This is a genomic window from Geofilum rhodophaeum (assembly GCF_002210225.1).
Classification (GTDB): domain Bacteria; phylum Bacteroidota; class Bacteroidia; order Bacteroidales; family Marinilabiliaceae; genus Geofilum; species Geofilum rhodophaeum.
The window spans coordinates 451,808-469,399 of record NZ_MWUJ01000001.1; the positions used below are offsets into that span (position 1 = coordinate 451,808).

At 53.6% G+C, this 17,592-nt stretch carries 17 protein-coding genes; 10 read left to right on the top strand and 7 right to left on the bottom strand.

Features of this window, described 5'->3' with window-relative positions; all coding sequences use genetic code 11:
- Positions 1-9: 9 nt before the first annotated feature.
- Positions 10-1,080, top strand: a complete 1,071-nt coding sequence (locus tag B4W65_RS01615) for a PorP/SprF family type IX secretion system membrane protein (protein ID WP_088653349.1) — start codon at positions 10-12, stop codon at positions 1,078-1,080.
- Positions 1,081-1,132: 52 nt separating this feature from the next.
- On the opposite strand, the gene B4W65_RS01620 is transcribed toward B4W65_RS01615, so the two are convergent.
- On the bottom strand, positions 1,133-1,570 hold the full coding sequence (locus B4W65_RS01620) for an Hsp20/alpha crystallin family protein (protein ID WP_088653350.1): 438 nt from the start codon (positions 1,568-1,570) through the stop codon (positions 1,133-1,135).
- A 371-nt stretch (positions 1,571-1,941) separates the two neighbouring features.
- Positions 1,942-2,517 (bottom strand): cold-shock protein, encoded by a 576-nt coding sequence (locus B4W65_RS01625; protein ID WP_088653351.1) that lies wholly within the window; start codon positions 2,515-2,517, stop codon positions 1,942-1,944.
- Between the two features lie 105 nt (positions 2,518-2,622).
- On the opposite strand from B4W65_RS01625, the gene B4W65_RS01630 reads away from it, so the two are divergent.
- Positions 2,623-4,134 carry an acyl-CoA dehydrogenase family protein gene (locus B4W65_RS01630; protein WP_088653352.1) on the top strand — a complete coding sequence of 504 codons (1,512 nt, stop codon included), beginning with the start codon at positions 2,623-2,625 and terminating at the stop codon, positions 4,132-4,134.
- A gap of 79 nt (positions 4,135-4,213) precedes the next feature.
- Here B4W65_RS01630 and B4W65_RS01635 read toward each other — a convergent pair whose 3' ends face one another.
- The gene (locus B4W65_RS01635) at positions 4,214-5,443 is read right to left on the bottom strand and encodes a 3-phosphoshikimate 1-carboxyvinyltransferase (RefSeq protein WP_088653353.1); all 1,230 of its coding nucleotides are present in this window, start codon (positions 5,441-5,443) and stop codon (positions 4,214-4,216) included.
- Positions 5,444-5,493: 50 nt separating this feature from the next.
- The gene (aroB, locus tag B4W65_RS01640) at positions 5,494-6,567 is read right to left on the bottom strand and encodes a 3-dehydroquinate synthase (RefSeq protein ID WP_088653354.1); all 1,074 of its coding nucleotides are present in this window, start codon (positions 6,565-6,567) and stop codon (positions 5,494-5,496) included.
- Between the two features lie 149 nt (positions 6,568-6,716).
- Between aroB and B4W65_RS01645 the strand changes: the two genes are divergently transcribed.
- Both B4W65_RS01645 and dprA read left to right on the top strand, forming a co-directional pair.
- Positions 6,717-7,166, top strand: a complete 450-nt coding sequence (locus B4W65_RS01645) for a hypothetical protein (protein WP_088653355.1) — start codon at positions 6,717-6,719, stop codon at positions 7,164-7,166.
- A 49-nt stretch (positions 7,167-7,215) separates the two neighbouring features.
- Complete coding sequence (gene dprA, locus B4W65_RS01650) at positions 7,216-8,322, top strand: DNA-processing protein DprA (RefSeq protein ID WP_088653356.1); 1,107 nt, start codon at positions 7,216-7,218, stop codon at positions 8,320-8,322.
- A gap of 14 nt (positions 8,323-8,336) precedes the next feature.
- Here the strand turns inward: dprA and B4W65_RS01655 are convergent, their stop codons facing one another.
- The 3 genes from B4W65_RS01655 to B4W65_RS01665 form a co-directional block, all read right to left on the bottom strand.
- Positions 8,337-8,687, bottom strand: coding sequence for a type II toxin-antitoxin system RelE/ParE family toxin (locus B4W65_RS01655; RefSeq protein WP_088653357.1), 351 nt, complete (start codon positions 8,685-8,687; stop codon positions 8,337-8,339).
- Positions 8,645-8,896, bottom strand: coding sequence for a hypothetical protein (locus B4W65_RS01660; protein ID WP_088653358.1), 252 nt, complete (start codon positions 8,894-8,896; stop codon positions 8,645-8,647). Before B4W65_RS01660 ends, B4W65_RS01655 begins: the two co-directional genes overlap by 43 nt.
- A 68-nt stretch (positions 8,897-8,964) precedes the next feature.
- A complete protein-coding gene (locus B4W65_RS01665; protein WP_088653359.1) occupies positions 8,965-11,892 on the bottom strand; it encodes an FAD-binding and (Fe-S)-binding domain-containing protein in 2,928 nt (975 codons plus the stop codon).
- 108 nt (positions 11,893-12,000) lie between these two features.
- Here B4W65_RS01665 and B4W65_RS01670 point away from each other — a divergent pair, with 108 nt between their 5' ends.
- The 6 genes from B4W65_RS01670 (at position 12,001) to B4W65_RS01695 (ending at position 17,576) form a co-directional block, all read left to right on the top strand.
- A complete protein-coding gene (locus B4W65_RS01670) occupies positions 12,001-12,813 on the top strand; it encodes an ABC transporter substrate-binding protein (RefSeq protein ID WP_088653360.1) in 813 nt (270 codons plus the stop codon).
- Between the two features lie 72 nt (positions 12,814-12,885).
- Positions 12,886-13,902, top strand: a complete 1,017-nt coding sequence (locus B4W65_RS01675) for a FecCD family ABC transporter permease (RefSeq protein ID WP_088653361.1) — start codon at positions 12,886-12,888, stop codon at positions 13,900-13,902.
- Positions 13,892-14,722 carry an ABC transporter ATP-binding protein gene (locus B4W65_RS01680; protein WP_088653362.1) on the top strand — a complete coding sequence of 277 codons (831 nt, stop codon included), beginning with the start codon at positions 13,892-13,894 and terminating at the stop codon, positions 14,720-14,722. The genes B4W65_RS01675 and B4W65_RS01680 overlap by 11 nt, the downstream gene beginning before the upstream one ends.
- Before the next feature lie 40 nt (positions 14,723-14,762).
- On the top strand, positions 14,763-15,557 hold the full coding sequence (locus B4W65_RS01685; protein WP_088653363.1) for a cation transporter: 795 nt from the start codon (positions 14,763-14,765) through the stop codon (positions 15,555-15,557).
- Positions 15,558-15,621: 64 nt separating this feature from the next.
- The gene (locus B4W65_RS01690) at positions 15,622-16,947 is read left to right on the top strand and encodes a serine hydrolase domain-containing protein (RefSeq protein WP_088653364.1); all 1,326 of its coding nucleotides are present in this window, start codon (positions 15,622-15,624) and stop codon (positions 16,945-16,947) included.
- A gap of 47 nt (positions 16,948-16,994) precedes the next feature.
- Complete coding sequence (locus B4W65_RS01695; protein WP_088653365.1) at positions 16,995-17,576, top strand: NAD(P)H-dependent oxidoreductase; 582 nt, start codon at positions 16,995-16,997, stop codon at positions 17,574-17,576.
- The last annotated feature ends 16 nt before the right edge of the window (positions 17,577-17,592 follow it).

A 17,592-nucleotide genomic window follows, 5' to 3' on the forward strand; every position in this document is an offset into this window, starting at 1 on the left:
CGCGTTGATATGAGCCGATGGAAAAAATGGAAAACGACCCTGGGTCTTTGTCTGAGTCTCAGCACACTGCTGCAGGTTCAGGCACAGGACCTGCACTTTTCACAGTTTTATGCCGCCCCCCTGTACCTGAGTCCCTCCCTGGCCGGAGCCACCGACGGGGCGCGCCTGGCCATGACCTACCGCAACCAATGGCCCGGCATCAGCACCGCCTTCTCAACCATGGCCGTCAGCTTCGACAATTTTTTCCCGGCCTTTAACAGCGGACTGGGCCTGCAATTGATTCAGGACCGCGCCGGCACTGCTGCCCTCACCTTTACCCACGCCGCCCTGCAATACTCTTACAACCTGCGCATCAACGACGAGTGGCAGGTGGTCCCCGGCCTTCAGTTTGCCTACGGCAGTCGCGCCCTCGACTTCAGCAAACTGATATTTGGCGACGAGCAAATTGGTTCCGGGGCCTCCGGGTCGTGGGACCGCCTGCAAAACCAAAAAACCCAATTTGTAGATTTTGCTGCCTCGGCCCTGGTTTACAGTCCCTATTTTTGGGCGGGACTCACCATCGATCACCTGGCTCAGCCGGAACATTCCTTTTTGGGCGAGGACCTGAGACTCGATCGCAAGTGGGTGCTTTTTGGCGGGGCCCATATATGGACCGAGCGCCGTCGCAGAGGCGGCATGGAAAGGGCTTTTGCCACCAGCTTTCGCTACCAGAACCAGAACGAATACCAGCAACTCGACGCCGGCGTGTACTGGCTCAATCACCCCCTGGAACTCGGCATCTGGTACCGTGGCCTCCCCCTCTTCTCAAAAGTAGAGCAACGCATCAACCACGACGCCCTCATTCTGTTGATGAGCTACATGTACGGCCCCTTCCGCATTGGCTACAGCTACGACCTGACCCTGAGCGGACTGGCCTCCCAGAGCGCCGGAGCCCACGAAATCTCTCTCATCTACGAATTCAACCAGCGCGCCAATCTCCGCCTGGGCGGTCGCCGACCCGCCGTGCCCTGCTCCGACGTCTCCAACCCCCTCATCCAGCAACAGGGCAAATACCAACGCAAAAGCCGAAGGTTGTTTTAATACGAGCACAAAAAAAGGGGCGCATGCCCCTTTTTAATTCAGCCCCTGCGGCTTACTTAATTTCAATCATACGTGCGGGTTTTGGTTTCACCTCGTCGCGCTTGTGCAGGGTAATTTTCAAGATACCATCCTGGTAGCTGGCATCGATTTTGGACTCATCTACCTCGTTGCGCGGAATGGCGAAGGAACGTCGGAAACCGGTATAGCAGAATTCACGACGGGTGTAACCCTGCTCCTTTTCCTCCTTCTTCTCTTCCTGCTCGCAAGCGATGGTCAGAACGTTGTTGTGCACTTCCACTTTAAAATCGTCTTTTTTAAGACCGGGTGCAGCAACTTCAATTTCGTACTCGTCTTTGCTCTCGCGTACATTTACTGCGGGCACAGACTTACGCCCCATGGCAGCGGGTGTGTTGAAAAAATCGCCACCGAAAAAGTCGTCAAAAATGTTGGCGATGTCGGGCATCTGGTTGTTGAATCTTACAAGTGCCATAATTTAATCCTCCTATTTTTTTTGGTTAAACTTTAAAATTTTCTCTTTTGCCGGAAAACCTTCTTTTGTTTTCCGATGAGAAAATAGCAAAGCCTGTACCAAGCTGATAAACAGGACATATTGACAGGTATAGATGCGTGGATATGACTTTTTGTCGCCACGCCAGGTGCAGATGCGACAAAACGGCAGCCATCCAAAAGAGGACGCAGCCATATTACCACAAACTTAAACCAGCTTTAACACAGAGCTAACACAGGATGGACGATAAAAGGAGATCTTTGAAACCGGGATAAGGTATGATCCTCCCGACAATTCCTGTGTGTAAAGCGCCAATCCCGACGGGGATTGGCGCTTTTAATGGGAAAGTATTTTTACTCGGAAGCCTGCTCCTTGTCCTCGGCCGGTTTTTCCGGCTCGGAAGGAGACTTGGCCTCAGGAGCCGTTTTGTCCTCGGCTTCGGGCGCTACTTTGGGCTTCTCTTCCGAAACTGCTTTGGGCTTCTCTTTTACATACAGTTTCACCTGAATGGCATTGAGTCCTTTGGGGCCTTTTTCCGTTTCAAAAGTAACGGTGTCGCGCTCGCGCACCTGATCAACCATGCCGTTGAGGTGCACAAAAATGCTTTCCTGGGTGTCCAGGTCGCGAATAAAACCGTAGCCTTTGTTTTCGTTGAAATAGCTCACCACCCCTTTGCGAATCAAATCTTCGGGGTCCATGTCCTCCTTACGGGAAACACTGATTTCAATGTCTTCGAGCTTTACCTCCTCCTTTTTCTTAGTCGGATCCGGAGGCGTAGAAGTAATGTTGCCGTGCTCATCCACGTAAGCAATCATGTCGTCGAGACTCTGCTTTTCGCGGTGCTCTTTCTTTTTCTCTTTCTCTAGCTTCTTCTTCTGTTTCTTTTTTTCTCGTTCCTTTTTACCAAATGATTCTTGCGATCTTGCCATATAAAATTTATTGTTTCTTGGCACAAAGGTACGATAAAACTCTGAATGGTGAAACTTTTATCGGTGCAGGACTGTTGTTTGCATATATCCAATTGATTTAAGTAGATGAACAACGAACAAACACAACACCCTCCCTTTAACGAGTTTCTGGAACAATTGAAACAACGCATGAAACAGGTGTTTCATGTGCGGGCCAACATCGACCAAATGGCCATCAAACGGGGCATGCCGCCCTTTGTGATGCGCGAAATTATGAACCTGAAACCGCTGGCGACCGGTATTCCGGCCGAATACGGCGGAAGGGGCTGCAAAATGGACGAGAGCATTGCGCTTTTGGCAGCGGCATCCTACGAATCGCTGGCCTTGTCGCTGACTTTTGGCATCAATTCGGCGCTGTTTTTACAGCCTGTAGCCAAATACGCGGGCGAAGAAGCCAAGCAAAAGGTTTTTAGGGATTTTCTGGAAAAGCAGAACATGGGGGGACTCATGATTACGGAACCGGATTTTGGCAGCGATGCGCTGAATATGCAAACCCGCTTTGTAAAAAAGGACGAACACTTTCACCTGAAGGGGACCAAGCATTGGGCGGGACTTACCGGCTGGGCCGAATACTGGTTGTTGACGGCACGGGAAGAGAGTCCCTCGGGCGACCTGAAGCGCGACATCGACTTCTTTATTTGCAATGTGAACCAACCGGGTCAGCAAATTGAGGTGGAAGAGGTTTATGAGAACCTGGGGCTTTACCAGATTCCCTACGGCCGCAACAAGATTGACGTCAGCATCCCTGAAAAATACCGCCTGCAACCCCGCTCTACCGGGGTAAAAATGATGCTCGACCTGCTGCACCGCAGTCGCATGCAATTCCCGGGGATGGCCATGGGCTTTATTCACCGCCTGCTCGACGAGTCGCTCGACCATGCCCGCGATCGCAAAATCGGAGGACGCCCCTTGATTGGCTACGACCAGGTACAACACCGCCTGTCGCGCCTGCAAAGCTATTACACCATTACCTCTGCCATGTGTCTCAACAGCGCCGAAGTGGCGGGCATAGAGAACGACTTGAGTGAGGGTGGACTCGAAGCCAATTCGGTGAAAAGTGTGGTGACCGACCTGATGCAGGATGCCGCACAGTCGGCCACCCAGTTGGTGGGTGCACAGGCCTACAAACTCGACCACATTGCGGGCAGGGGCATTACCGACAGTCGGCCCTTCCAGATTTTTGAAGGCTCCAACGATATTTTATATGCCCAAATTGCTGAGGCCATAGTAAAGACGATGAAAAAGACACGCAACACGCGTCTTTTCGATACGCTTAAGGCCGAAGTGCTGACCCAACGCAGTGCCGATCGCCTGAAAAAGTTCCTCGACTTTGATTTGAGTCTGCCCCTTTTGCAACGCAAGCTGGTACAACTGGGTGCCGTTGTGGGCCGCATTGTGTCGGCCGACCTGGTATTGAAACTGGGCGACAAGGGTTACCGAAGTGATTTGATTGAGCAGGCCATTCAGGTGTTGGATGAAGACATCATAAGTATGCTGACCGGCTTTAACCAAAGTGGCCAGCCCCTGGTGGTGGACGATTACCGTCCCCAAAGCGACTGGCGCAGCTTTTTACCTTAAAAGAGCAATGCTTGTCCGCCACGGATAGCCGGACCTATAAAATTAAAGAGCTGTCCCCGACTTTGGGGACAGCTCTTTTTTATTTCTGAATGCGAAAACCGGCTTGGGCCAGGTCCTCCCAAAAACGGGGGTAGGACTTGCTGACGACACCCGGATCGGCTACTGAAAAGGCATAGCCTGTCTTCAAGACCGCTGGCGCAAAGGCCATGGCCATGCGATGGTCCTTGTAAGTGGCAACCTCTACCTGCTCAGCAGGCGTGCAGCGCTCGCCCTTCCATTCCAGATTGTCGCGGTCGTTGCTGTGCAAAACGTAACCAAACTTAGCCAGCTCCTTGATCAGCGCCTGAATGCGGTCCGTCTCCTTTATTTTAAGGGTATGCAGACCGGTAAAAGTAAAGGGCATGTCCAAGAAGGCACAAGTCACCGCAAAGGTCTGGGCCAGATCGGGCTCCTCGGTAAAATCGTGTCGGAAAGCGGCGGTCCGCTTTCCGGTATTGGTCAACTGCAGACCCTTGTTCGAGAATTTGTGCTGCACGCCCAGCGACTCAAACAAGCGGGCCACGGCGGCGTCGCCCTGCCAACTGTAGCGATCGAGTCCTTTCAGCACCAGGTGCGCCCCTTCGCCGGCCAGGGCCACCGCTTCAAACCAGTAAGAAGCGGCACTCCAGTCGCCCTCCACCTTAGCAGCCACCGGCTGGTACACGCCGGCCGGCACCTCAATCAGTGCATCTTTCCACTTGCACTTGATGCCAAACTGCTCCATCAACTTAATTGTGAGCTGAATGTAGGGGCGCGAAGTAATGTTCCCGGTCAATTTCAGGCGCAGGCCTTTTTCCATGTAGGGACCAATCATCAAGAGGGCGGAGATGTACTGGCTGCTCACGTCGCCGGGCAATTCCAAATCGCCACCCACCAGGGCACTGCCAAAAATCCGCAGGGGTGGAAAACCTTCTTTCTCGATGTACTCGACCCTTCCGCCCAACTTATTGAGGGCATCCACCAAAACGTGAATGGGCCGCTGCTTCATGCGCGTACTTCCGGTCAGGGTCCACTCCCCCACCTGCTTGGCCAGGTAGGCCGTTAAAAATCGCATGGTGGTTCCGGCCGCCCCAATGTCAAAATCGCGGCTGTTCGACGAAAACACGCGCAGCATGGCGTCGGTGTCGTCGCTGTCGGACAAGTTCTTTATAGGATGCGCACTGTAACTGAGGGCGTTGAGGATGAGCAAACGGTTACTGATGCTCTTGCTGGTGGGCAGTTCAACACTGACCGGCAGCAGCTTTTCGGGAGCCAGAATGCTTATGGACATGAATAGGTTTTGTTTTGGATGGACTTTGTTTTGGATGAAATACTTCAAAATCAGGACTGGGGTGCCAGATAAGCACGCAAGGCGGCAAGCACCTCGTCCCGCTCGCAATGGGTATTGATGGCAATATCGCCGATGGCACGCAGCAGCGTAAAATTCATACGGCCGGCCTGGTTTTTCTTGTCGTGGGTCATGGTTTGGTAGAGTTCATCAAAATCGGTCTCCGAGAAAGCAAAGCGACCGTAAACCTTATCTACATAGCTGCGCAATTGCTGTACCAGCTCACCGGGAAATCCCAGTTTTTGTTGGGCCAGGTAGAGCTCGGCCACCATGCCGTAGGCTACCGCATAACCGTGCAGCACGGGCTGCCGGCGTTTCAGGGCCAGACTCTCAAAGGCGTGCCCGATGGTATGCCCAAGATTCAGGGCCTTGCGAATGCCTTTTTCACGGGGATCGGCCGTTACCACCTCGTCTTTCAGTCGAATGGAAGCCGCCACCAGTTCCGAAAGTTCTTTGGCATCATAGTTCTCAAAATCGAAGGCCAGGGTACGCTCGAGCAGCGCCTCGTCTTTAAGGTAGGCGTGTTTAATCATTTCGGCAAAACCCGACAATAAGTTGGGCCCGTCGAGGGTCTGCAGCAAAGCCGTATCTACCAGAACGTGCTTGGCCTGCATAAAAGAACCAATCTCGTTCTTATAACCCATAAAGTTGATGCCGGTCTTGCCCCCCACCGAGGCATCTACCTGAGCCAGCAGGGTGGTGGGAATGTTGATGAAATCGATGCCCCGTTTAAAAGTGGCGGCAGCAAAGCCGCCCAAATCGCAGGGCATGCCGCCACCCAGGTTAATCAGCAAAGAATGCCGGGTGGCTCCGCCTTCGACCAGGGCCTGCCAAATCTGAATCAGACTCTCGGTGTTTTTGGCCCCATCGCCGGCCCCAACCACGATGCAACGCTCCTCTGAAATGCCCTCCAGAGCACTGATGGCCGGGAAACACAACTGGTGCGTATGCACATCGGTCACCACAAAAATCTTCTCCTTTTGGTAGGGCGCCATCAAGGCAGCCAGATCGCCGGCCAGCTCATCGGCCATGTACACATCGGTCTCCCGGGTATTTAATGAGCGCATGTTGTTTCGTTTTTGGTGAAGCACGACAAAAATAAGCTTTTTATGGCAGAGCGCAGCCCTCTGCTGACCCCTTTGTGCTAAAAACAAGCGGCAGGGACAAAGGGTTTCGTCTTTTTTCCTTAATTTTATACAGCTTAAAAAAGTAGGACATGAACAACAAAAAAACCGCTGCCCGACACATTCGTGTTTTTGCCATCAGCTGGCTCGCTGCCATGGCCTTACTGGTGGCCTCTCTGGTGTGGCGCGACAACACCCCCCTGGCGACCCAGCTCATTCTGGCAGCTGCCGTTGTGGGCATCGCCCTAATTTTTGGCTGGGGCGGCTTTTACTATCTCGAAATCAGCAGCGACAAGGAGGCCTTTACCATCAAATACTTCAACCTTTTTCCGATGGGGCGCGAATACAAAGCCATGCGCCTGCCCTTTTCGCGCTACCGCAAGCACGAGGTCAGCACGAAGTTGGGGGGACTTTTTCACTACTTGTCCCTCTACGAAGAAACGGGCCACGGCGTGGCCCGTTACCCGGCACTGGGACTCACAGCCCTGAGCGCTGCCGAACGAGAAGAAATAATTCGATTTTTTAAGAAAATGGAAAAATAAACCCCGCCCGTTTCCGCTTAACCCAATTTCAAAATTAAAACCTTAACCCATGTTGCATCACCAATTGGCCCTGAGTCTCATTCCGGGCATCGGGCCCAAACTGGCCCGTACCCTGCTCAGCTATCTGGGCAGCTGCGAAGCCATCTTCGACCCCAAAAGCGATTTCTCCAAAATCCCCGGCATTGGCAGCATTACTGCCCAACGCCTGCGCCAGCTCGATAAAAGCAGTTTGCTGAAGACCGCCGAACGCGAAATCGACTTCCTCACCAAAAACCAAATCAAGGCGCGCTTCTTTACCGACGAGGACTACCCCGAACGCCTTAGCTATTGCGAAGACGCCCCCTTATTAATTTTTACGGAAGGGCCTGCCGACCTGGACGCCCCTAAAATTGTGAGTATTGTAGGCACCCGCAAACCAACGGCCGACGGCATTGAGCTCTGCGAAAAACTGGTGGAAGCCCTGGCGCGCAGACACCCGGGCACACTGATTGTAAGCGGATTGGCTTACGGCATCGACATCTGCGCCCATCGCTCGGCCCTGCAATTCGGTCTGCCTACGGCAGCCGTACTGGCCCACGGCCTCGACCGCATCTACCCGGGCATGCACCGGTCTACCGCCCGGGAAATTGCCTTCCAGGGAGCTCTTGTCACCGAATTTTTGACCGGGACCAACCCCGACCGCCCCAACTTTGTCAAACGCAACCGCATTGTTGCCGGTTTGTGCGACGCCACGGTGGTGGTAGAATCGGCCCACAAGGGCGGGGCGCTGATTACGGCGGGCATCGCTGCCAGTTACAACCGCGACGTACTGGCCTTTCCGGGCCGGGTCAACGACCCACTCTCGGGCGGTTGCAACCGACTGATAAAGACCAATACCGCCGCCCTCATCGAGTCCATCGAAGATTTGGAATACGCCCTCGGCTGGGAAAGTGCCACCAACAACGAGCTGCCCACGCAGGGCTCCCTTTTTAAGGCGCCCGACACGCCACAGGAGAAACTGGTACTCGATCTGCTGCAAAACGAAAAAGAAATGAATCTGAACCTCATCAGCATGAACAGCGGCATCCCCATTCCCAAACTGGCCGCCACCCTGCTCGACCTTGAGTTTAAAGGACTGGTTAAGAGTCGCCCCGGCGGCATCTTCCGCTTGTTGTAGCGCCTAGTCAGCGCTCACTTTACTCTTCTTAAACGCCTGGTTTTAGAAGGGCTGCGACTCCCGTGGATGATTCCTAAAACAATCACCTCTAAGGCGTTAATCTTAAAAACCACATTCCAACTCATACATACAGCCTTGCGATATTTTTTACTTTTTGTAGGCAACTCTTCACACTCCCTAAAAGCTCTGGGGTTAAGAGCTATACGATCGAACACTTCAAAAAACTTATCGCCTACACGGGCTGCATTTAAAGGCTGATGCTTAACAAATGCTATATAACCGCTTATATGATCAAGGTCTCGAAGGGCGCTTTCAGTAATCCTTAGCGGGTATATTTCCGGAGTTTCTTCTTTTGACTGGCCCATCTTTGTTTGGCTTGGGTTAAACTTACTGTTGGCGAGTCTTCAGTATAAGCAATCCATTCTATAAAACCCGCTTCACTAATCGGCTCCCCAGGTAAAGCGTAGGTGTTTGCAGGAGAATCAGCTACGATGCGTATCAACTGCTTATCTTGCAAATCCTGCAAGGCCTTTAAAGATGCGCTGTTGGTCAGTTCGATGGTTACCGTTTGCATAGCTGTGGCTTTTTGTAACAAAGTTAAGGAAAAAAATCAATTCAGAACAGAAGGTTTGTTGTAGCGCCTCAGCGCAAGGCCTGGTACAAAATTTCTACGGGATGCAGCGCCTCGCGTTGGGTGCCGTCTTTAATTTGATGGCGACAGGAATGACCGGGTGCTGCCAGCAGGGTGGTCTCAGGGGTGGCACGTACAGCGGGGAAAAGGCGCAACTCCCCAATTTTCATAGAAAGGTGATAGTGGCGATCCTCGTAGCCAAAGGAACCGGCCATGCCGCAGCAACCGGCCTGAATTTCGCTGGCCTTGTAATTCTCCGGAAAGGAGAGCACCGCGGTCAGAACGCCCGGCTTCATAAGGGCCTTTTGGTGACAGTGGGCCTGAATCCGAATTTCTCTTTCGTCCCTGGTAAAGGCTTCCCGACCGATGTTTCCGGCCTGCATTTCGTGATGCAAAAACTCCTCGATGGTATAGGCATGCCGCCCCATTTCCAGGGCCTGATCGCGCAAAGCAGGCGGCAATAAGTCGGGGTACTCATCCCTGAAAGTCAACAAAGCCGCCGGCTCCAGTCCCACCAGCGGCAAATCACTTTGCACCCGCCCCTTCAACTTCATCATATTGTGACGGGCAATAACGGCTGCCTGACGGACAAAGCCTTTGCTGAGCTGACTGCGCCCGCTTTCCTTCAAGGGGGCCAGCACCACGCCATAGCCCAACTTTTGGAGCAATAAAACAGCCTTAATGCCGATGTCGCTGTCGTAAAAATTGGTAAACTCATCGGCCAGCAACATCACCCGTCCCCTGGGATACTCGTCGATGAGTCCCCCCCTGCGGTGCATCCAATGGTCGAGCCGCTCGGCACTGTAGGCGGGGAGACTGCGTTCGGGACTGATGCCGGCCAAACGCTGCAAACGCTGACGAACCCAGGGCCGGTTTAAAAATGGATTGATGAGTCGTCGAAAGGGAAAAACCATCCGGTTGACCAGAGGCAGGTTGGCCATCAGCCGATCGCCAAAGGCTACGCCCTCTTTGTCGTTGATCATTTGCATGAACTCGGCCTTCAGTCGCGCCATATCCACCCCCGAAGGACACTCCGATTTACAGGCCTTGCAACTGAGGCAGAGGTCGAGCACCTCCCGCAAATCGTCGAGCGAAAGTGCAGCATCGTGGTTTTGACCTTGCAAAAAGGCACGGAGCACATTGGCGCGACCGCGTGTCGAGTGCTTCTCTTCACGGGTGCCGCGGTAGCTGGGACACATGGTTCCGCCCATCAAATCGCCACGTATGCAATCGCCCGAACCATTGCAACGTTCCACAGCCGGGAGCAGGCCCCCCTCTCCGCTCCAATTAAAGACCGGCTTTTTGATTTTTTGAAGCAGGGTGTGTCGATAACGAAAGCCACTGTCCATCGGTGGCGTATCGGTAATTTTTCCTGGATTTAATATACCAAGCGGGTCAAAGACCTGCTTCACGCGCTGCATCAAGGCATAGTTTTCGGCCCCCACCATAAGGGGAATGAATTCGCCGCGAAGGCGGCCATCGCCGTGCTCGCCACTGAGTGAGCCCTTGTATTTTTTCACCAGGCGCGCAGTATCCAAGGCTATCTGTCGAAACAAACGCACATCTTCGCTTTGGCGAAGATTCAAAACGGGACGAATGTGCAGCTCACCCGAGCCTGCGTGGCCGTGGTACACGCAGGATTTGCCGTAAGCTGTCAGCAGGGCATCGAGTTCGGCCACGTAGGCTGGCAGATCCTCCACCCGAACCGCCGTATCTTCAATCAGCGACACGGGTTTGGCGTCGCCCTTCATGTTGCCCAAAACACCCAGACCGGCTTTACGCAAGGCCCAAACCCGGGCGATGTCATCTCCAGCCACTTGGGGATAAGTGTAGCCCATACCGCGCTGCCGCAAATCGCTTTCCAGGACCTGCGCCTGAGCGCGGACGGCCTCCTCGCTGTCGCCCGCCCACTCGATCAAAAGCAGGGCGGCGGGATCGCCTTCCACAAAAAAGCGGTTCTGCCGCTGGGTGGGATTATCGAGGGTCAGGTCCAGGACGTTTTTATCCATCAGCTCCACGGCCACCGCCTGGTGCTCCCGAACCACTACCACGTTGGCCTCCAGGGCTTCCTGAAGACTTGCAAAATGTACGCAGGAAAGCAATTTCACGGGAGGCGGCAGGGGCTGCAGGGCGACTTTTATGGCGGTGATAAAGAGCAGGGTTCCTTCGGAGCCGGCGATGAGTGCGGACAGGTTAAAGAGCGCCCCCTCTTCCTTAAAGGGCAGGGTGTCGAGCAGCGCATCAAGGGCGTAACCCGAATTGCGCCGGCGGATATCGGGATGCGGAAATTCCTTACGCAAGCGCTTCCGCAATTGACGATCGGTATAAATCTCCCGAAGATGACGGTAAATTTCTCCTTCCAAATCTTCCTGACGACACTTTTTATCGAACTCCCATTTTTGAAGGGGACGAAAGACCACTTCGTCGCCATTGGCCAGGCAGCCTTTGACTTCGAGCAGGTGATCGCGGGTGCTGCCGTAAACCATCGAATGGGCCCCGCAACTGTTGTTGGCCACCATCCCGCCCAAAGTGCAGCGGTTCGAGGTAGAGGTCTCGGGCGCAAAAAACAGTCCGTATGCGCCCGCCGCCCGGTTCAAATCGTCGAGCACCACGCCGGGCTCTACTTCGGCCCAGCCTTCTGCCGCATTAATTTCGAGGATGTTGTTCATGTGCACCGAAACATCGGCCACTATGCCCTTACCCACTACCTGTCCCGCCAACGAGGTACCCGCCCCCCTTGGTATCAGGGGCAGTTGATGCCGGGCAGCGGCCTTTACCAGCATGTTGACATCGGTAGCGTCGCGGGGGAGCACAAGGGCCCGCGGAATCTCTTTATAAACCGAGGCGTCGGTAGCGTACAGGGTACGCGAAACGGTGTCGGTGAGCACTTCTCCTTTCAAAAGACCAGCGAGTTCCCCAAGGGGGTTCGGATCATCCATGAGATCAGAAAGACTTTGGTTTGAGGTGCTAAAATAGCAATTAAAATGTAAATTTGCAGCGGTTTCCCAATTTGCAGCGCAACGCCTGTTGCAGAAAACAGCTTTTAAATGAAGATTTTACTATCCTTTTTGCTCGCGGTGCTGGCCTTTAACCTGAACGCGCAAAAACCGGCTGCCCGCATTGTGTCCCTGGCGCCTTCGCTGACCAAGAGCATTTATTATATGGGCGCGGCCGAACAGCTGGTGGGGCGCACTTCATATTGCTTTATTGCCGATGCCGACGACAAGGAAGTGGTGGCTTCGGCGGTCAGCGTAAATATTGAAAAAGTGCTGACGCTGAAGCCCGACCTGGTGCTGGCTACCGGCATTACCAATCCGGAGACGATTGCGCTGCTGCAACGGGCGGGCATTCGCACCAAGGTGTTTCAGACACCACGCAATTTTGAAGAAATATGCCTGCATTTTCAAGAGTTGGGGCGACTCACAGGTCGCGAAGCGGCAGCCGATTCCATAGTGGCCCATACCCGACAGGAAGTCGAACAAATCAAAGCTTCTTACGAAGGGCAGGCAGCCAAAACCTTTTTCTTTCAAATTGGGGCCAACCCATTGTTTACCGTGCTCGACCATACTTTTATGAACGACTACATCAGCTTTTCGGGGGGCATTAATGTGGCGGGGGGATTAAAAGCAGGAACGCTCAGTCGTGAGTGGGTACTGATGAAAAACCCCGAAGTGATTGTCATTGTAAATATGGGCCTGGTAGGCGAAGAGGAAAAAGCCATCTGGGAAAGTTATCCACAACTGCGCGCGGTTAAAAATGAGCTGGTGTTTTTTGTGGAATCGGACATGGCCAGCACACCCAACCCTCCGGATTTTCTAAAGACTTTACAAAGCATGCAGAAAATTTTGCAGGCCCGTTAATCCTAAAAAAAACGCCTGCATTTCAAAAGTCCTACAAGCACGCCTTACCATCTAAAAAACAGTTGCCCAAGCATGAAAAACAAATACCTGTCCTGGACGCTTTTCACCCTGCTGCTGCTCCTTCTTTTTGTAGGGGCGGCGCTGCTTTCGCTGACAACCGGCGAGGCGGCGATAGGACTGGGTGATTTGTTGCCCGTTTGGCGGGATGGGGAGCAAATGGAACATTTCATACTTACCCGGATTCGTTTGCCCCGCATCGTTCTGGCTCTGGCCGTGGGCGGTTCCCTGAGTCTGTCGGGCGCCATATTGCAAGGCATCTTCCGCAACCCGCTGGTGGAACCCTATACACTGGGGATTTCAGGGGGCGCCGCCCTGGGCGTAGCCCTCATTATTGTTACGGGCCTACACCTGAGTGTGGGGGCCTTTATGCTGCCGCTGTCGGGTTTCAGCGGGGCGGCTATTGTCATTGTATTGGTGGGACTACTGGGCTTTTTACGGGGTGGGACGGATGTGAACAAAATGCTGCTCATCGGGGTGATGATCAGCTTTGTGGCTTCTTCGGCCATGATGTTTTTGATGGCGGTAACCACTTCGGAGAACATCCACGGCATTGTGTTTTGGATCATGGGCTCGCTCGACGAGCCCAACCCCTTGCTGATCAAGATTACCTTATACACGGCACTCAGCGGCCTGTTGCTGAGCTACCTTTTTGCACGCCCCCTGAACGCCTTGCTGCTGGGGCAGGAAAAGGCGGCCTACCTGGGCATCAACAGCAAGACCACCATTCGCCTCTTGTTTTTACTTGCCTCACTGCTCACAGGCATTTGCGTGGCGGTGGCCGGAGTCATTGGCTTTGTGGGCTTGGTTATTCCACATCTGATTCGCCTGCTGGCGGGTTCGGATTACCGCTTTTTACTGGTGGGCTCTTTTTTGGGCGGAGGCATTTTTCTGGTCTTGAGCGATGTGGTGGCCCGCACCCTCATCGCCCCCAACGAGCTGCCCATCGGGGTGATTACCGGCATCGCCGGGGGCATCCTCTTCATCATTGTACTCAACAAAAACCGAAACCGTCGTCGCCATGCCCAGTAATTACCTACAAATAAAAGATTTGAGCTGCGGTTACGGGAGCGACTTTAATCTGCAGCCGATAACGGTGGGACTGAAACGCGGGGCGCTGGCGGGCATTATTGGGCCCAACGGCTCAGGTAAAACTACGCTGTTCAAGGGCATTTCGGGACAGTTGCCGCTGAAAAGCGGAAGCGTTTGGCTCAACAACTGCAATTTGCAAAGTCTCAAGCTGCGCCAAAAGGCCCGGCGCATAGCGGTGGTTTCACAATTTGTGGATGCGGCCGAAATCAGTGTGGAAGATTATGTGCTGCTGGGACGTCTGCCCTACCGGGCGCCCTTCCAGTTTTTTGAGCCCCAACCAGACGTGCTCCTGGCGCGCAAGTATATGCGACTGACGGGCATTTGGAAGCATCGCAAGAAATACCTCTCCCAGCTGAGTGGCGGCGAGCAGCAGCTCGCAGCCATTGCCCAGGCCCTTACGCAGGAGCCGGAGCTCCTGCTGCTCGACGAGCCCACTTCGCACCTCGACATTACCCACCAGGTACAGGTGCTCAACCTCATCCAGCGTCTCAATAAGGAACTCAAACTGACGGTGCTGATGATCATTCACGACTTGAATCTGGCGGCGGAATACTGCGACTTCCTACTGATGATGAAGCAGGGCGACATCCACAGCTGTGGCACGCCCCGGGAGGTGCTGACTTACGACAGAATTGAGCAGGTTTACAACACCGTGGTGGTTACACAGACCAACCCCCTTTCCGGGAAACCGGCAGTCTTCCTGGTCTCCGAAAACATCCTCAACGACATTAAGGCGCGCTACGGCAAAATCAAGCGCTGATAGGCGTCGCGAAATGACATCAACAGCTTGCCACACAGATATGAAAAAAAGCCTATTTGAAATCACCCATATGGATTGCCCCTCCGAGGAAAACCTCATCCGCATGAAGCTGGGAGAGGTGTCGGGTATTCGCCATCTTGATTTTGACCTGAGTGCCCGCCGGCTTACCGTGCATCATGAAGGTCCCGAAGCCACCCTGGAAGCGGCCCTGGAGAGTCTGCAACTCGGCAGTCGTCGCTTATCGACCGAGCACAGTCGGCAGACTGCATTCTCAGAAAACCGCCACCAAAAAAGATTGTTGTGGACCGTATTGCTCATCAATTTCGGCTTTTTTGTAATCGAAATAAGCACCGGCTTGCTTTCCAGGTCGATGGGCCTGGTAGCCGACAGTCTGGATATGCTGGCCGATGCCTTTGTGTATGGGATCAGCATTTATGCCGTTGGCGGCCCGCTCCTGCGGAAGAAAAAAGTAGCCCGGCTGGCCGGCTACTTCCAGTTGCTGCTCGCCACCCTGGGTTTTCTGGAAGTCCTTCGCCGCTTTTTGGGGACGGAAAAACTGCCTGATTTCAACACCATGATTGTAGTCTCTGTCCTGGCTCTTTTGGCCAACGGCTATTGCCTTTACCTCCTGCAAAAATCGAAAAACAAGCACGAAGCACATATGAAGGCCAGCCTTATCTTCACCTCCAACGATGTTATCATCAACCTGGGCGTGATTGCCGCTGCCCTCCTGGTACTCTGGACCCGGTCGGCCCTTCCGGACCTGATCATAGGCAGCATCGTTTTTTTGTTGGTGGTACAGGGTGCACGAAGAATCTTGAAATTAGGCAAATGAACCAGGACTGGGGTTTACTACGCAGATTATTTTCCGTAAATTGGGACCAACAAAATGTTCTCCCATGCCTACCCGTACATCCCTAAGTCTCCTTGTCGCACTGCTGACCGGTTTCACGGCCCTCAGCGCGCAAGCCTTGGACAAAGAAAAACTGGATCGCTATTTTGCTGTTCTGGATTCCAGCGAGCGCTTCCTGGGCAGTGTGGCCCTGGCGCAGCATGGTCAGATCGCTTACACCCGCTCGGTGGGCTTTGCCCAGCTCGAGCCACTGCAAAAGGCAGACGAAAATACACGTTACCGAATTGGCTCCATCAGCAAAACCTTTACCACCGTTCTTGTCATGAAGGCCATTGAAGCAGGTAAGCTGAGTCTGGACACCCCCCTTTCAACTTTCTACCCGGAAATAAAAAACGCCGCAAACATCAGCATCCGTCACCTGCTCAGTCACCGCAGCGGCATAGCCAACTTCACCGACAATCCCGCCTACCTTGCGTGGCACACCCAAAACCGGACCCGAAGCGAAATGCTGCAGCACATCTCCACCCTGGAAAGCATTTTTGAACCCGGCAGTCGGTCGGCCTACAGCAACTCCAATTACGTGCTGCTCACCCTCATCCTGGAAGAGCTTTATCAGCAGAACTATAGGGACTTGCTGGCACAACACATTACGGGGCCGGTGGGACTGGCCAACACTTTTTTTGACCCTGAGGCTTCGGCCGACAGCCTGGGCTCCCGCTCCTACCTCTTTAACACAACATGGGAAGAAAGTCCCACCACCCACCTATCCATCCCGCTGGGGGCTGGCGGAATCATCTCTACGCCCACCGATTTGCTACGCTTTGCCGAAGCCCTCTTTAGCGGAAAGCTGGTGCAAAAGGAAAGTCTGGATGCCATGTGCGCACTCCGGGACCAGCTGGGGCTGGGCCTGTTTGGCCTTCCCTTTTACGACCAACGGGGCTTTGGGCATACCGGAGGCATAGATGGCTGGTCCTCCGTTTTTGGCTATTTCCCGGACACGAAGACCGCCTTTGCCCTTTGCGCCAATGGCAGTCGCATCAACAACAACGATGTTTCCATTGCCCTGTTGAGCGCCGCCAACGGCAAGCATTTCGACCTTCCGACTTTCAGCAAGTACACCATAAATGAAGTGGATCTGGACCTTTATCCGGGCAGCTATGCCTCTGCACAAATCCCCCTAAAAATAAGCATCCGCCGAGAGGGCCAGAGGCTTATTGCCCAGGCTACGGGCCAGCCCCCCTTTCCGCTGGAGGCTACTGCCCTACATATTTTTAAATTTGAACAGGCGGGCATAGTGATGGAGTTTGACCCCGAAAACCAACGCCTACTTTTAAAACAGGCCGGTGCCGAATTCTTGTTTGAAAGGGAATAAAAGCCTACCATATAAAACGCCAAAACATCAAAAACATAAGCACTCCAATGCACAAGATACTCATCATCAACGGCCATCCCGATAAAGAAAGTTTTTGCACCCAACTGGCCCTCAGCTATAAAAAAGGTGCGGAGCAAAACACGGATGTGGTTTGCGACTTGCTTCATGTGGCCGAGCTGGACTTCGACCCGATTCTCCGGCATGGTTACCGAAAAAGGACCGAGTTGGAGCCGGATTTGCTGAGGGCGCAGGAAGCCATTCGCAGGGCCGATCACCTGGTCTTTGTTTATCCCACCTGGTGGGCGACCTTCCCGGCCCTGTTGAAAGGTTTCATCGACCGGGTATTTCTGCCGGGTTTTGCTTTCAAGTATCGGGAGAATTCGGTGCTGTGGGACAAGCTCCTGAAAGGAAAGACGGCACACTTGATTGTTACTATGGATGCCCCTGCCTGGTACTACCGTTTGGTTAATAAAAGTCCTGGCCACAACGCCATGAAAAAAGGCATCCTGGAATTTTGCGGGGTAAAGCCGGTCAAAGTGACCACGCTGGGACCGGTAAAGACTTCAAGCAACGACAAGCGTCAAAAGTGGCTCCGAAAAGCAGAACAACTGGGAGCCAACAAAAAGTGAAGCATACCTGACACTA